Genomic DNA, 15,812 nt, shown 5'->3' on the forward strand with positions numbered 1-15,812 from the left:
CGCGAAGGCGTCTTCATAGGCTCCGCAAGGCTTCAGCCAAGCAATTCACTCATGGCAATAATCTGCTCCGCCACCTGAATCAGTTTCTGCTGCCGGCTCATGGCCTGGCGGCGCATGAGGGTGTAGGCCTCTTCCTCGTTGCAGTCCTTCATCTTCATCAGCAGCCCCTTGGCCAGTTCGATGCGCTTGCGCTCGGCCAGTTGCTGGTCGCGGGCGTTGAGCTGGGCGCGCAGGGCCTGGTCGCTTTCGAAGCGTGCCATGGCGACGTCGAGAATCGGCTGCAAGCGTTGTGCGTGAATGCCTTCGACGATGTAGGCACTGACCCCGGACTTGATCGCCTGGCGCATCACATCGGGGTCATGTTCATCGGTAAACATCACAATCGGCCGCGGTTGGTCGCGACTCACGAGTACCACTTGCTCCATCACATCGCGGCTGGGTGACTCGGTATCGATCAAAATCACGTCCGGACGCACCGTTTCGACGCGCGCGGGCAGGTCGATGGTCAGACCTGATTCGTCGATCACCTCGAACCCGGCTTCGGTCAGGGCCGCTTTCAGGCGACCGACTTTCTTCGCAGTGTCGTTGATCAGCAGGATACGCAACATATTCGCAGTCTCCTGTCAGCGGCTGGCGAGAAGGGGCGAGCTTTCGCTCATGGCGTGCAGCTTGAAACTGCGGGCATAGCCGGTCGGGTCGGAGCCGTCCCAGATTTTGCCGTCGATCAATTGACTGCTGCGCATGTCCTCACCCTCGGCGGCAACACCGACTGCGCCGGCGGCCTCACGGTACACGTCCAGTTGCTGGACCTCACGGGCCACGCCGAGGTAATCCGGGTCGTCGCGCAACAAGCCCCAGCGGCGGAACTGTGTCATGAACCACATGCCATCGGACAAGTACGGCACGTTGACCTCACCGCCCGCATGGAAGCGCAGCGCGTGCGGGTCCTGCCAGCGATTGCCGAGGCCATCGGCGTAGTCGCCGAGCAAGCGCGGTTCGATGCAATCGAGCGGTGCGTCAAGGTATTCGGGCGCGCTCAATAGCTTCGCGGTGCTGCGGCGGTTTTCGCTGCTGTCTTCGATGAAGCGGCTGGCTTCGAGGATCGCCATCACCAGCGCCCGGGCGGTGTTCGGGTACTGCTCGACAAAGGCGCGGGTGCAGCCGAGGACTTTTTCCGGGTGATCGGGCCAGATGGTCTGGGTCGTTGCCAGGGTGAACCCCAGGTTCTGCTTCACCGCGCTGGCGGACCACGGCTCGCCGACGCAGAAACCATCAATGCGCCCGGCTTGCAGGTGCGCGACCATTTGCGGCGGCGGCACCACCACGCTGTCGACGTCCTGCAACGGATGAATGCCCTGACTTGCGAGCCAGTAATACAGCCACATGGCGTGGGTGCCTGTCGGAAATGTCTGGGCGAAGGTCAGTTTTGGGCGACTTTGGTGCACGTGCCGGTCCAGTGCTTCAGGACTGGTCACCCCCAAGGCCTGCAAACCATGAGAAAGGTTGATGCTCTGGCCGTTCTGGTTCAGGCCCATGAGCACCGCCATGTCGGTCGGCGCCACGCCGCCGATGCCCAGGTGCACGGCGTAGATCAGGCCGTACAGGCTGTGCGCGGCGTCGAGTTCGCCGCTGACCAGTTTGTCCCGCAAGTTGGCCCAGGACGACTGGCGCTTGAGGTTCAGGGTCAGGCCGTAAGGCTGCGCGAAACCCTGCGTGGCCGTGACCACCACCGAGGCGCAATCACTCAGGGCCATGAAACCGAGGTTGATTTCAGTCTTTTCCGGGGCATCGCTGCCATTGACCCAGGCCAGTGGGCCCGCTGTGGTTTCATTCATGGTTAAACACCTTCCAAAAAAAAAGCGTCGTACCGGGCTGCTTGCCAGGGGCAAGGCCAGGTGACGACGCCTTTGTCTTTCGACTCATCCCGCCGTTGGCATGAGTGCTGATGTCAGTGACGGTGCAAGGCATATGCCATCGCCCGTTGATTTTGTCGCGCGCCTCGCTTGCGACACCGATGCCCGGCTATAATCGCCGCCTCATTTCGCCGCCATTCGAGTCAAAACCGCCCATGTACACCCTGGCCCGTCAGCTGTTGTTCAAACTTTCCCCGGAAACCTCCCACGATCTGTCCCTGGACCTGATCGGCGCGGGCGGGCGTTTGGGCCTCAACGGTTTGCTGTGCAAGGCGCCGGCGAAAATGCCGGTGAACGTCATGGGCCTGGAGTTTCCGAACCCGGTAGGTTTGGCGGCCGGTCTGGACAAGAACGGTGCGGCCATCGACGGGTTTGCCCAGCTGGGTTTCGGTTTTGTCGAAATCGGCACCATCACCCCGCGTCCGCAGCCGGGCAACCCCAAGCCACGGATTTTCCGCCTGCCGGAAGCCGAGGCAATCATCAACCGCATGGGGTTCAACAACCTCGGCGTCGATCACCTGCTGGCGCGCGTGGCGGCGGCCAAGTACAAGGGCGTGCTGGGCATCAACATCGGCAAGAACTTCGATACGCCGGTTGAGCGTGCGGTCGACGATTACCTGATCTGCCTGGACAAGGTCTACGCCCACGCCAGCTATGTGACGGTCAACGTCAGCTCACCGAACACCCCGGGCTTGCGCAGCCTGCAATTCGGCGATTCGCTCAAGCAATTGCTGGCTGATCTGGCGACCCGTCGCGCAGAACTGGCGTTGCGCCACGGCAAACATGTACCGCTGGCGATCAAGATCGCGCCGGACATGACCGATGAAGAAACCGCGCAGGTCGCGCAAGCGTTGATCGAAACCGGGATGGACGCGGTGATCGCCACCAACACCACCCTGAGTCGCGTAGGCGTCGAAGGCATGGAGCATGGTGACGAGGCGGGCGGTCTGTCCGGCGCACCGGTTCGCGACAAGAGCACCCACACCGTGAAGGTGCTGGCAGCCGAACTGGCCGGTCGCTTGCCGATCATCGCCGTAGGCGGCATCACCGAAGGCAAGCACGCGGCTGAGAAAATCGCCGCAGGGGCGAGCCTTGTGCAGATCTACTCCGGCTTCATCTACAAAGGCCCGGCGCTGATTCGCGAGTGTGTCGACGCCATCGCGGCCCTGCGCTGAACCCTGTGTAGGAGCCGGCTTGCTGGCGATAGCGATCTTTAGGACGCCATCGCCAGCAAGCCGGCTTCTACACAGGGAATTGTATTTCGGCGAAAAGCAGGCATAAAAAAGGGCTCCTCGAAGGAGCCCCTGGGCCGGAGCCCGCCGCCCGGATGGGGCGTGCGTGTTAAGTCGTTACGTAATCAGATTGTCGTGTCGGAGTGTGTGCCCTGTGTTAGCCGACGGCGTGAAGTTCGTTGAGTCTGTGGATTCCCGCAGTGCCGGTCATACCGTCCCAGTTGTCGCCGCGTCCTTCTCGCCAGCCGTTAATCCAGGCTTGGCGTACCGACGGTAGAGTAAATGGGCAAAGCTCACGGGATTTGCCACCAACGCCATATTGATATCCGCGCAAAAATGCTCTTTCCAACGGATCACGCTTAAGTCTTCTCATAGGGTGTTGCCCTCACTTGTTGACTGTATTTATCGCGTCGACCTCAATTGAGGTCTGGCAGAAAAACTCCTGCCGTTGGGGCTCGCTGCCGGCGTCGCGAGCCAAGGTGTTGACGTCGTTGCGGCGTCAACCTGTGTTGAGTTCTAACCAATGCGTCACATCGAGGGAATGATCGTTTTGTCATAAGAACGTAACCATAAAGATGCTAAGGCCATAAGTAACACGATGTTTGTCCCGTGTTTATTGGCCAAAGCCCTGTATGATCGGCCCCCCACAGAATGATGGGGTTAATCCTTTGTGAGAATCGCTCCTGTTAAGCAAGAGGACTATTCGACGAAGGGTCGACTTATGACATTTTGTTGCATCAACTTTTTTATCTGCCTGTGCATCTAAGCTCTTCTAACCTGAGCAGCACAGGTGGGACGGCACACCTTCGTGCCACGCGGGCGCTCTTTTAGAAAAGCGCCTGATTGAAAACCGGGCCGGCAATGCGTTGCCGGTTCACTTAGCTAAAGGCTCTGAAATTCCAATGTCCGATCAATTCGAAATCTTTCTCACTTGCCCCAAAGGCCTTGAAGGCCTGCTGATCGAGGAAGCCGTCGGGCTTGGCCTTGAAGAAGCACGTGAGCACACCTCTGCCGTGCGCGGCATGGCCACCATGGAAACCGCTTATCGCCTGTGCCTGTGGTCGCGTCTGGCGAACCGGGTGCTGCTGGTGCTCAAGCGTTTCCCGATGAAGGACGCCGAAGACCTGTACCACGGCGTACTCGACATCGAGTGGCAAGACCACATGCTCAACGACGGCACCCTGGCCGTCGAGTTCAGCGGCCACGGCTCGGGCATCGACAACACTCACTTCGGCGCCTTGAAAGTCAAAGACGCCATCGTCGACAAACTGCGCACTCCGCAGGGCGATCGTCCGTCCATCGACAAGCTCAACCCGGACCTGCGCATTCACCTGCGCCTGGACCGTGGCGAAGCCATTTTGTCCCTCGACCTCTCCGGCCACAGCCTGCACCAGCGCGGTTATCGCTTGCAGCAGGGCGCGGCGCCGCTGAAGGAAAACCTCGCGGCAGCGATCCTGATCCGTTCCGGCTGGCCACGCATTGCGGCCGATGGCGGCGCACTGGCTGACCCGATGTGCGGTGTCGGCACGTTCCTCGTCGAAGCGGCGATGATCGCCGCCGACATGGCGCCGAACCTGCGTCGCGAGCAGTGGGGCTTCACCGCCTGGCTCGGCCACGTGCCGGCGCTGTGGAAAAAGCTCCACGAAGAGGCCACCGAACGCGCCGCCGCTGGTCTGGCCAAGCCACCGCTGTGGATTCGCGGTTACGAAGCCGATCCGCGCCTGATTCAACCAGGCCGCAACAACGTCGAACGTGCAGGCCTGAGTGAGTGGATCAAGATCTACCAGGGCGAAGTCGGCACGTTCGAGCCGCGTCCGGACCAGAACCAGAAAGGTCTGGTGATCTGCAACCCGCCCTACGGCGAGCGTCTGGGTGACGAGGCGAGCCTGCTCTACCTCTACCAGAACCTTGGCGAGCGTCTGCGTCAGGCCTGCCTGAACTGGGAAGCGGCGGTGTTCACCGGCGCGCCGGACCTGGGCAAGCGCATGGGCATCCGCAGCCACAAACAGTATTCGTTCTGGAACGGCGCCTTGCCGTGCAAATTGCTGCTGATCAAAGTCACGCCGGACCAGTTCGTCACCGGCGAGCGTCGCACCCCGGAACAGCGTCAGGTGGAACGTGAGCAGGCAGAAGTCGAAGTCGCCGACAACGACGTAGCACCCGGCAAGTACGAGAAGTACAACAAGAACGGCAACCCGATCAAACCGGCCCCGGTGGTGATCGAGCAGCCGCGCTTGAGCGAAGGCGGGCAGATGTTCGCCAACCGCCTGCAAAAGAACCTCAAGGCGTTGGGCAAGTGGGTCAAGCGCGAGGGCATTGATTGCTACCGCGTCTACGATGCCGACATGCCGGAATATTCCATGGCCATCGACCTGTATCAGGATTGGGTCCATGTCCAGGAATACGCCGCGCCGAAGTCCATCGACCCGGAAAAAGCTTCGGCACGCATGTTCGATGCCCTGGCGGCGATTCCGCAGGCCTTGAACATCGACAAGAGCCGCGTGGTGGTCAAGCGCCGCGAGCGTCAGAGCGGCACCAAGCAGTACGAACGCCAAGCGGCGCAGGGCAAGTTTGTCGAGGTCAACGAAGGCGGCGTGAAGCTGCTGGTCAACCTCACCGACTACCTCGACACCGGGCTGTTCCTCGACCACCGCCCAATGCGTATGCGCATCCAGAAAGAGGCGGCCGGCAAGCGCTTCCTCAACCTGTATTGCTACACCGCGACCGCCAGCGTTCACGCGGCCAAGGGCGGTGCACGCAGCACCACCAGCGTCGACCTGTCGAAAACCTACCTGGACTGGGCGCGTCGCAACCTGTCGCTGAACGGTTTCTCCGACAAGAACCGTCTGGAGCAGGGTGACGTGATGGCGTGGCTCGATGCCTGCCGTGACGAGTACGACCTGATCTTCATCGACCCGCCGACGTTCTCCAACTCCAAGCGCATGGAAGGGATCTTCGACGTACAGCGTGACCAGGTGCAATTGATCGACCTGGCCATGGCGCGTCTGGCGCCGGGCGGCGTGTTGTACTTCTCCAACAACTTCCGCAAGTTTACGCTCGAGGAAAACCTCGCCGCGCGTTATGCCGTTGAAGAAATCACTGCCCAGACCATCGATCCGGATTTCGCCCGTAATGGCAAGATCCACCGTGCCTGGAAAATCACAGCCCGTTGACAGATAAGTGATTGGATCCACAGAGCCTTGATTTTTAAAGGCTCTTTGGTTCTTTCTGTGCTGGTCAAATTAGTGGCTAATAGCTATAACTCAACTCATGGCCAATGGGCTTTCCCGCACCTGGCGTTTTGAGTTGCGTTTATGTCGTTGCACGCCGTGCGTCCCAAGATCCTGGGTTTTATCAGTGAAGATGTCTCGGCCTGGCTGGTCGCGCTGCTGGTATTGCTCGTCGGTGGGATTCTCACTGGATTGCTGACCTGGTCGACGCTGAATCTGTATCACCATCAATTACGGCAACGTTTCCAGCTGCTCGCCAGCGAACGTTATAGCCGCATCGAAGAACGTTTCGAAGATCAGGAGCAGCGCCTCGACGGCCTGCGCCGGTTCTTCGCCAATTCCGAGTCGGTCTCCCGCGAGGAGTTCGACGGCTACACCCAACCGTTGCTGCACCGCACGCAGGCGTATTCATTCGCGGCGCGGGTCACCCGTGCCGAGCGGGCGGAATTCGAGCGCAAGGTGCGCGAAGAAGAAGGTTTGAGCGACTTCACCCTGCGTGAGCTCAATGCCGAGGGCCAGCTGCAATTGGCCGCCGAACGGGATGAATACGTGGCGGTGCTCTACAGCCAGACCCGAAGCCGACTCGGCTCGCCGCTGGGGTACGACTTGTTTGCCCAGCCCTTGCGCCGCGCCACCCTTGATCGGGCCGACAAGCTGGGCAGCATGGCCGTCTCGCAGCCGATGCATCTGGTGGGTATCGAGCCGGCATATGCGCGTGGCGTGCTGCTGGTAGCGCCGGTGAAGCGTCAGAGTGATGCGGCGACGCCGAGCGCCAAACCCTACGGTTATGTCATGGCCGTGATCAGCATGCGTCAGTTGCTGGCGGACGGGTTGCCGGAGGCCAGTTATGACTATCTTTCGGTGCGCATCCTTGACCTGTCCACCGACGATCAGCATGAAGTGCTTTACGAGTCCTATAACTCGCCTGCGCCCAGTGAATTGTCCGCGACACGCCTGTTGCGTATGGCCGACCACGACTATCAAGTCGATATCCTGCCCAGCGAAGCCTTTCTGAAAGCCAACCATTCCTCGGTGACCAGCCTGGTGGTGCTCGGTGGTTTGCTCAGTGTGCTGCTCAGTGCGTTGCTCTACGTGTTGGTCAGCCAACGCCAGCGCGCACTGAAAATGGTCGAGCAGCGCACCCAGGAACTGCACGCCCGCGAGCAGGAATTGCGCGGCACTCACGGCCAGTTGCGCGGCGTGCTGAATGCCGCGACCCAAGTGGCGATCATCGCCACGGACCTGCGTGGCGTGATCAGCACCTTCAACGCTGGGGCCGAGCAGATGCTGGGATACTCCAGCGCTGAAGTGGTGGGACGCATGACCCTGGAAAACCTGCACCTTCCCCGAGAGCTGGTCGCACGCTCGGCAGAATTGAGTGTGCGGTATGGCAAGCCGATTCCGACCTGTCAGGCGATGTTGGTCGAAGGCGCAGAGGAGGGCGGTCACGAAGCGCGGGAGTGGACGCTGGTCCGTCAGGATGGCAGCCATTTGACCGTGAACATGCTCGCGACCCCGGTCCTTGACGAGCAGGGCCTGTGGGTTGGGCATCTGGCAGTCTGCATCGACATCACCGAACGCAAGCGTGTCCACGAAGCCCTGGCCGCCCGCGACTTGTTGCTGAAAAAACTCAGCGCCCATGTGCCCGGTGGCATTTATCAATTCAAGATGGAATTCGACGGTCGCTTCAGCGTGATCTACGCCAGCGACGGGATTCGCGAGATCTACGAACTCGAGCCGGATGTGCTGCTGCTCAACGCGGAGGCGATTTTCACGCGGATTCATCCCCAGGACACGACCCGCGTTCGCGCCTCGATCCGCGCCTCGGCGGAGACCCTCAGTCCGTGGCGCGAGGAATACCGGGTGCAACTGCCTCAGCGCGGCCTGCGCTGGGTGCGCGGCGAGGCGACGCCGGAGGAACTGCCGGGCGGCGGCGTGCTCTGGCATGGCTACATCTCGGACATTTCCGACCTGAAGCGGGTGGAAGAAGAGTTGCGGGCGCTGTCGATTACCGACTCTCTGACCGGAATTCACAACCGTCGCTACTTTCAAGAACGCCTGACCACCGAAATGGCCCGGGTAGAGCGCGGTGGTGGCGAGTTATCGGTGATCATGCTCGACATCGACCACTTCAAGCGCATCAATGACCAGCATGGCCATGCCGTGGGCGACCGGGTGTTGCAGGTTGTGTGCGAACGCATCGGTCATCGTCTGCGACGTACCGACGTGTTCTGCCGCCTGGGTGGCGAGGAGTTCATGGTGCTGTGCCCGGACATCGACGCAGAACATGCCCATGTCCTGGCCTTGCAGCTGTGGCAAGGCTTGCGCAGTTCACCGATCGAAGGCGTGGGCACCGTGACCGCGAGTTTCGGGATTGCCAGCTGGCGAGTTGGTGAAGGCGCGGATGCGCTGTTGCTGCGGGCGGATTCCGGGGTTTATGCGGCGAAGCAGGCGGGACGGGATCGGGTCGAGCCGCAGACCAGCTAAGGCCACCAACAAGCCCGCTCTCACATTTTGATCTGAGGTGTCTCTACAACCGCATGCAAAACCCTGTGGCAGCGAGCTTGCTCGCGATGAGGCCTGACATTCAACGTTTATGTCGACTGTCATACCGCTATCGCGAGCAAGCTCGCTCCCACAATGATCTTCAGTGTTTGGAAGATCGGGGTCAGAGCACCGAAGCCGTTTCCGGCACTTTCGGCTGGCGATACAGGTCCAGCAGCACCTGATCCAGCACCGACGATGCGCCAAACGGGGCCTTGTCGTTGAGGATCGCCACCACCGCCCAGGTGTTGCCGTTGACGTCACGGCTGTAGCCGGAGATCGCGCGCACGGTGTTCAGGGTGCCGGTCTTGACGTGGGCCTCGCCGCGCATTGCCGTGGTTTTCAGGCGTTTGCGCATGGTGCCGTCGGTGCCGGCAATCGGCATCGAGCTGATGAACTCGGCGGAGTAGGGGCTGCGCCACGCGGCTTGCAGCATCGCCGCCATTTCACGGGCGCTCACGCGTTCGGCGCGAGACAGGCCGGAGCCGTTCTCCATCACCAGGTGCGGCGCGGTGATGCCTTTCTTCGCCAGCCACTGACGCACCACACGCTGGGCAGCCTTGGCGTCGTCACCGTCGGCGTCGGTGCGGAATTTCTGGCCCAGGCTCAGGAACAACTGCTGAGCCATGGTGTTGTTGCTGTATTTGTTGATGTCGCGAATGATTTCCGCCAGATCCGGCGAGTAGGCCCGGGCCAGTACTTTGGCGTTGCTCGGCGTTGGCGCCAGACGATCCTTACCCTGGATGCTGCCGCCCAGCTCCTTCCAGATCGCCCGCACGGCACCGGCGGTGTAGGTTGCGTGGTCAAGCAGCGACAGATAAGTCTGCGAGCTGCAGCCTTCGCCCAACTGACCGCCGACCGTCACGGTCACGCTGCCATCGGCCTGGGTCACCGGGTTGTAACGCACGCCACCGGTGCATTGCTTGGAATTGACCGCTTTGACCTGGTTTTCAATATTGATGCTGGCAATCGGTGGCTCCACCGACACCAGGACCCGGCCGTTGTCGTTGCGTGCCACGAAGCGCAAGGCCTTGAGGTTGACCATCAGCGAATCGGGCTTGACCAGGAACGGCTTGTTGTCGTCATTGCCGTCGTCGTTGAACTCCGGCAGTTGCGGTTGCACGAAGAAGCCACGGTCCAACACCAGATCACCGGTGATTTGCGTCACGCCGTTGGCGCGCAGGTCACGCATCAGCAGCCAGAGTTTTTCCATGTTCAGTTTTGGATCGCCGCCACCCTTGAGGTAGAGGTTGCCGTTGAGGATGCCGCCGCTGAGGGTGCCGTCGGTGTAGAACTCGGTTTTCCACTGATGGTTCGGGCCGAGCATTTCCAGCGCGGCGTAGGTGGTTACCAGCTTCATGGTCGAGGCCGGGTTGACCGAAACGTCAGCGTTGTAAATGGTCGGCGTGCCCGGGCCGTTCAACGGAATCATCACCAGCGACAGGGCGTTGTCCGGAAGCTTGCTGGCCTTGAGGGCTTTTTCGACGTTGGGGGACAGACCGGTGTTGATGGAGGCGGCGGAAACGGAGAAGGCCAGAGGAAGAAGGAAACCGGCCAGCAACAAGGGACGCAAAGATTTGATCATGTGAAATAGAACCCTGCATTCGAGGGGAAAAAAGGCGAGGGCATGAAGATAAATTCCCTCAGTGGTCATGAAAGTGTCGGCATTATGCCCCAAGGTGTAACGGCTTGTGCCTTGCCGTGGCCCTCTAATCCGCAATTTTTTTACCGACGGTCAACGACGCGCCCCAGAGAGTCGGGCAATTAGCGGCTTAAACTGCTAAAGTGCCGCCCGTTATTACTTATGAGGATTGTTCCAATGGCGACTAACCGTTCCCAGCGTCTGCGCAAAAAACTGTGCGTCGATGAATTTCAAGAGCTGGGTTTCGAACTGAACCTGGATTTCAAAGAAGATTTGGCTGATGAAGCCATTGATGCTTTCCTCGACGCGTTCCTGAAAGAAGCCATGGAAGCCAACGGTCTGGGTTATGTTGGCGGCGACGACTTCGGTCTGGTTTGCCTGCAGAAGCGTGGCTCGGTGTCCGAAGAGCAGCGCGCTGCTGTTGAAGCCTGGCTCAAGGGCCGCAGCGAACTGACCGAAGCAACCGTCAGCCCGCTGATCGACGTCTGGTACCCGGAAAAGCCGATCAATCCGGTAGCTTGATGTCATAAAAGAAGCGGCGGCCCAAGGGTCGCCGTTTTTTTATGTCCGGAAGATCAAAAGCACGCAGCCTCGTTTCAGGCTTTACGCCAATTCAAGATCACCAGCGTCAACACCCCCGCCACAATCCCCCAGAACGCGGACCCAATGGAAAACAGCGTCAGCCCGGACGCCGTGACCATAAAGGTAATCAGCGCCGCCTCACGTTCTTTCACTTCGGTCATGGCAATGCTCAGACCATTGATGATCGAGCCGAACAGTGCCAGCGCCGCAATCGACAGCACCAACTCTTTAGGCAGCGCCGCAAACAAGGCCGCCAGCGTTGCGCCAAACACCCCGGCAATCCCGTAGAAAATCCCGCACCAGACCGCCGCCGTGTAGCGTTTGTTGCGATCCTCATGGGCATGCGGCCCGGTGCAGATCGCCGCGCTGATGGCCGCCAGGTTGATCCCGTGGGAGCCGAACGGTGCCAGTAGCAGCGAGGCGATGCCTGTGGTGGTGATCAATGGCGAGGCGGGCACGGTGTAGCCGTCGGCGCGCAAAACCGCGATGCCAGGCATGTTTTGCGAAGTCATCGCCACCACAAACAGCGGAATGCCGATGCTGATAGTCGCGGCCAGGGAGAAGTGCGGCGTGGTCCAGATCGGCGTTGCCAGTTCCAGATGGAAACCGCTGAAGTCCAGCAGCCCCATGAACCCGGACAGCGCCGTGCCAATCAGTAACGCTGCGAGCACCGCGTAGCGCGGCGACAGGCGCTTGACCAACAGATAAGTGAAGAACATCCCCAGCACCAGCCCGGTGCGATGCTGCGCGGCGACGAAGATTTCACTGCCGATCTTGAACAGAATCCCCGCCAGCAACGCCGCGGCCAATGACGCCGGAATCTTTTTCACCAACCGTTCGAAGCTGCCGGTCAGGCCGCAAATCGTCACCAGCACTGCGCAAGTGATGTAGGCACCGATGGCTTCGCCGTAGCTCACGCCGCCGAGACTGGTGATCAGCAACGCTGCACCGGGGGTCGACCAGGCGATGGTAATCGGCGTGCGATACCGCAGGGACAGGCCGATCGAGCACACCGCCATGCCAATCGAGATCGCCCAGATCCACGACGAAATCTGCCCACTGGTCAGTCCCGCCGCTTGTCCCGCCTGAAACATCAGGACCAGAGAACTGGTGTAACCGGTCATCATCGCGATGAAGCCGGCGACGATCGCCGACGGTGACGTATCGGCCAAGGGGCGGAGCTGCGTGTGCGTGGCGTCGTTCATGACAGCGGTGTTCCTTGTTCTGATGGAGATGCCAGCTGCTACAGGGATTGCATTCAGGCTGCGGATTCTGCGATCAAGCCTAAACTCAAAAGTAACCAACCGTTGCGATACAGCAGAAGCGACAAACAGCCGTACAGTCGTGTTGCCACCATCCATTGTGTACAATCGCGGTGTTTTTTACGCGATACTTGCCAGCGACCCACTGTGCCGTATTACAGTCACGGTCAATTCGCCGCAGTTCTCCCGACTCGAGTGCCCATGAACGAACAGTTGCAGCCCCTAAAGAAACAACCGCGAGCAGGCAAAGCAGGCCGCAGCGGTACCCAGGACGATATTGTCTACGCGCATATCTTCGAGGCCATCCTCGAACAGCGTCTGGCGCCCGGCACCAAGTTGAGCGAAGAAGCGCTGGGGGAAATTTTCGGGGTCAGTCGCACCATCATTCGCCGCGCGCTGTCGCGCCTGGCCCATGAAGGCGTCGTGCTGCTGCGTCCGAACCGTGGCGCCGTGGTCGCCAGCCCCAGTGTTGAAGAGGCCCGTCAGGTGTTCCTGGCGCGGCGTCTGGTGGAGCGGGCGATCACTGAACTGGCGGTTCAGCACGCGACTGCCGAGCAGATTGCCGAGCTGCGGCAGATGGTCAACGATGAGCGCGACAGCTTCTCCCGTGGCGATCGCGGCGCCGGGATCCGTCTGTCGGGCGAATTCCACCTGAAACTGGCCGAAGCGGCGAAAAACGCGCCGTTGATCAGCTTCCAGCGCAGCCTGGTGTCCCAGACTTCGCTGATCATCGCCCAGTACGAAAGCGGCAACCGTTCCCACTGTTCCTACGACGAGCACACCCAATTGATCGACGCCATCGAAGCGCGTGATGGTGCGTTGGCGGTGAACCTGATGATGCATCACATGGATCACATCGACAGCAAGCTCAACCTCGACGAGGAAAGCGCGTCGGATGATTTGCATGCGGTGTTCTCGCATTTATTGCAGACCAAGAAGCCGGGGCGGCCTGCGGTCAAGCTCTAAGGTAGAACGAGGCGCGCCCATCGCGGGCAAGCCACGCTCCCACAGGATGGATGTCGGTTGCACGCTCACCGCGATCCTGTGGGAGCAGGCTTGCCCGCGATAGCAATCTGATAGGCAACAAAAATCCCCCAGTGCGGTAAAGCAACGGGGGATTTTTTATGCCCGGAAGAACTTAGCGCTGATGCACCTGATTCCCCGCCGCATACGTCTGCAGCACGGTCCGGTCATCCCCCAGTGTCATCAATACAAACAACGTCTCGGCAATGTTGTTGGCCTGCTTCAAGCGATAGCTCAGCAGCGGCGTGGCGTTGTAGTCCAGCACCAGGAAGTCCGCGTCGGTGCCCGGTTTCAGCGTGCCGATCTTGTCTTCCAGACGCAGTGCACGCGCACCGCCCAATGTCGCCAGGTACAGCGATTTGAACGGGCTCAGGCGCGCACCTTGCAGTTGCATGACCTTGTAGGCTTCGTTCAACGTTTGCAGCAGCGAAAAACTGGTGCCGCCGCCCACGTCCGTGCCCAAACCAACATTGAGTTTGTGCTTCTCGGCCATCGGCAAATTGAACAGGCCGCTGCCGAGGAAGAAGTTCGAGGTCGGGCAGAAAGCAATCGCCGAACCCGTCTCCGCCAGCCGCGCGCATTCGTCGTCGCACAAGTGCACGCCGTGGGCGAACACCGAGCGCTCGCCCAGCAACTGGTAGTGATCGTAAACGTCGAGGTAGCCCTTGCGCTCGGGGAACAGTTCCTTGACCCACTCGACTTCCTTCAGGTTTTCGCTGATGTGGGTCTGCATGTACAGGTCGGGGTATTCGCTGAGCAACTGGCCGGCGAGGGTCAGTTGTTCCGGGGTGCTGGTGGGGGCGAAGCGCGGGGTCACCGCGTAATGCAGGCGGCCCTTGCCGTGCCAGCGCTCGATCAGCGCCTTGCTTTCCACGTAACTGGATTCGGCGGTGTCAGTCAGGTAGTCCGGGGCGTTGCGGTCCATCATCACTTTGCCAGCGATCATCCGCAGGTCCAGCTGCTCGGCGGCTTCGAAAAACGAGTTCACCGATTGCGGATGCACGCTGCCGAACACCAGCGCCGTCGTGGTGCCGTTGCGCAGCAGTTCCTTGATGAAAATGTCCGCGACTTCATCAGCGTGAGCCTTGTCAGCAAACTGGCTTTCACACGGGAAGGTGTAGGTGTTGAGCCAATCCAGCAACTGCTCGCCGTAAGCGCCGACCATGCCGGTTTGCGGCAAATGAATGTGAGTGTCGATGAAGCCGGGGGTGATCAGCGCGTCCTGATAATGAGTGATCTCGATATCGGTGGGCAGGGTCGGCAGCAAGTCGCTGGCGTGGCCGAGGGCGCTGATCTGGCCGTTATCGACCACCAGCAGGCCGTCTTCGAAATACTCATACGAGGCTTCGATGCCCACTTCGGCGGGGTCGGCGATGCTGTGCAGGATGGCGGCGCGGTAGGCTTTGCGAGTCAGAGGCATGAGCTTTCTCAGTGGGAGGCTTGGCTGCGGCGTGACGCAGGCAGCAGTTTGGCAATCGATGATCCGGCGCTGGCTGTTTGCTGGCCGAAACTGGCGTTATAGGTGGCGATGATCTCGCCGGCGATGGAGATGGCGATTTCCACAGGCAACTTGCCTTTGACTTCGCCGATGCCCATCGGGCAGCGCATGCGTTGCAGCACGGCGCTGTCGAAACCGCGGTCCCGCAGGCGGTGTTCGAACTTCACCCGTTTGGTCTTCGAACCGATCAGGCCGAAGTAGGCGAAGTCGTTGCGCTTGAGGATCGCGGCGGTGAGTTCGAGGTCGAGCTGGTGGTTGTGGGTCATGACGATGCAGTAGCTGCCGGCGGGCAGGTTGTCGATTTCATCCACCGGTTCTTCGGCAACAATTTTGCGCACGCCGTGGGGGATCTGTTCCGGGAATTCCGCTTCCCGCGAATCGATCCAGCGCACCCGGCAGGGCAGGCTGGCGAGCAGCGGCACCAGCGCCCGACCGACATGGCCTGCGCCGAACACGGCGATCTGCGCCTGGACCTGGCCCATCGGTTCGAACAGCAACACGGTCACGCCGCCGCAGCACTGGCCGAGGCTGGCGCCGAGGCTGAAGCGCTCCAGGTGCGTGTCCTGCTTGCCGCTGGCGAGCATCTCGCGGCCGATCTGCATGGCCTTGTATTCCAGGTGCCCGCCACCGATGGTGTCGTAGGCCTGGGTGGCGCTGATGACCATCTTCGAACCGGCATTGCGCGGCGTCGAGCCGAGCTCTTCGATGATGGTCACCAACACGCAGGGTTCACCCCGGGATTGCAGGTCGGCGAGGGCGTCGATCCAGTTGTACATATTCACCTCAACATTTCTGTTGTCTGTTCGGGCCTCATCGCTGGCAAGCCAGCTCCCACAGTGTTTTGTGGTGTTCACAGAATTTGGAGTCCTGGCAAATCCTGTGGGAG

At 60.6% G+C, this 15,812-nt stretch carries 12 protein-coding genes; 5 read left to right on the plus strand and 7 right to left on the minus strand.

Translation table 11 applies throughout. The features are described 5' to 3' along the window. Window positions 1–32 precede the first annotated feature (32 nt). Together K0F88_RS20845 and K0F88_RS20850 are read right to left on the minus strand one after the other, a co-directional pair. Window positions 33–608, minus strand: coding sequence for an ANTAR domain-containing response regulator (locus K0F88_RS20845; protein ID WP_008146285.1), 576 nt, complete (start codon window positions 606–608; stop codon window positions 33–35). A 15-nt stretch (window positions 609–623) separates the two neighbouring features. Beyond that, window positions 624–1,835 (minus strand): CmpA/NrtA family ABC transporter substrate-binding protein, encoded by a 1,212-nt coding sequence (locus tag K0F88_RS20850; RefSeq protein WP_219096381.1) that lies wholly within the window; start codon window positions 1,833–1,835, stop codon window positions 624–626. 233 nt (window positions 1,836–2,068) lie between these two features. On the opposite strand from K0F88_RS20850, the gene K0F88_RS20855 reads away from it, so the two are divergent. After that, window positions 2,069–3,088, plus strand: a complete 1,020-nt coding sequence (locus tag K0F88_RS20855) for a quinone-dependent dihydroorotate dehydrogenase (RefSeq protein ID WP_219096382.1) — start codon at window positions 2,069–2,071, stop codon at window positions 3,086–3,088. Between the two features lie 214 nt (window positions 3,089–3,302). Here the strand turns inward: K0F88_RS20855 and rmf are convergent, their stop codons facing one another. Next, a complete protein-coding gene (rmf, locus tag K0F88_RS20860) occupies window positions 3,303–3,518 on the minus strand; it encodes a ribosome modulation factor (protein WP_003223300.1) in 216 nt (71 codons plus the stop codon). 529 nt (window positions 3,519–4,047) lie between these two features. Between rmf and rlmKL the strand changes: the two genes are divergently transcribed. Together rlmKL and K0F88_RS20870 are read left to right on the plus strand one after the other, a co-directional pair. Beyond that, a complete protein-coding gene (rlmKL, locus tag K0F88_RS20865; protein WP_219096383.1) occupies window positions 4,048–6,318 on the plus strand; it encodes a bifunctional 23S rRNA (guanine(2069)-N(7))-methyltransferase RlmK/23S rRNA (guanine(2445)-N(2))-methyltransferase RlmL in 2,271 nt (756 codons plus the stop codon). Window positions 6,319–6,459: 141 nt separating this feature from the next. Then, on the plus strand, window positions 6,460–8,862 hold the full coding sequence (locus K0F88_RS20870) for a diguanylate cyclase (protein ID WP_094471466.1): 2,403 nt from the start codon (window positions 6,460–6,462) through the stop codon (window positions 8,860–8,862). 181 nt (window positions 8,863–9,043) lie between these two features. Here K0F88_RS20870 and dacB read toward each other — a convergent pair whose 3' ends face one another. After that, window positions 9,044–10,504, minus strand: a complete 1,461-nt coding sequence (gene dacB / locus K0F88_RS20875) for a D-alanyl-D-alanine carboxypeptidase/D-alanyl-D-alanine-endopeptidase (protein ID WP_219096384.1) — start codon at window positions 10,502–10,504, stop codon at window positions 9,044–9,046. A 234-nt stretch (window positions 10,505–10,738) separates the two neighbouring features. Here dacB and K0F88_RS20880 point away from each other — a divergent pair, with 234 nt between their 5' ends. Then, entirely contained in the window at window positions 10,739–11,083 is a 345-nt protein-coding gene (locus tag K0F88_RS20880; RefSeq protein WP_007896965.1) for a YggL family protein, read from the plus strand. 74 nt (window positions 11,084–11,157) lie between these two features. On the opposite strand, the gene K0F88_RS20885 is transcribed toward K0F88_RS20880, so the two are convergent. Then, entirely contained in the window at window positions 11,158–12,348 is a 1,191-nt protein-coding gene (locus K0F88_RS20885) for a benzoate/H(+) symporter BenE family transporter (RefSeq protein WP_219096385.1), read from the minus strand. A 258-nt stretch (window positions 12,349–12,606) separates the two neighbouring features. On the opposite strand from K0F88_RS20885, the gene K0F88_RS20890 reads away from it, so the two are divergent. Further along, window positions 12,607–13,371 (plus strand): GntR family transcriptional regulator, encoded by a 765-nt coding sequence (locus tag K0F88_RS20890; protein ID WP_219096386.1) that lies wholly within the window; start codon window positions 12,607–12,609, stop codon window positions 13,369–13,371. Window positions 13,372–13,543: 172 nt separating this feature from the next. Here K0F88_RS20890 and guaD read toward each other — a convergent pair whose 3' ends face one another. Next, window positions 13,544–14,848 carry a guanine deaminase gene (gene guaD / locus K0F88_RS20895; protein ID WP_219096387.1) on the minus strand — a complete coding sequence of 435 codons (1,305 nt, stop codon included), beginning with the start codon at window positions 14,846–14,848 and terminating at the stop codon, window positions 13,544–13,546. A gap of 8 nt (window positions 14,849–14,856) precedes the next feature. Next, window positions 14,857–15,702: a xanthine dehydrogenase accessory protein XdhC gene (gene xdhC / locus K0F88_RS20900; protein ID WP_219096388.1), complete on the minus strand. Its 846-nt coding sequence runs from the start codon at window positions 15,700–15,702 to the stop codon at window positions 14,857–14,859. Window positions 15,703–15,812: the final 110 nt, after the last annotated feature.

The organism is Pseudomonas sp. UMAB-40, from assembly GCF_900095275.1.
Lineage (GTDB): Bacteria > Pseudomonadota > Gammaproteobacteria > Pseudomonadales > Pseudomonadaceae > Aquipseudomonas > Aquipseudomonas mandelii_B.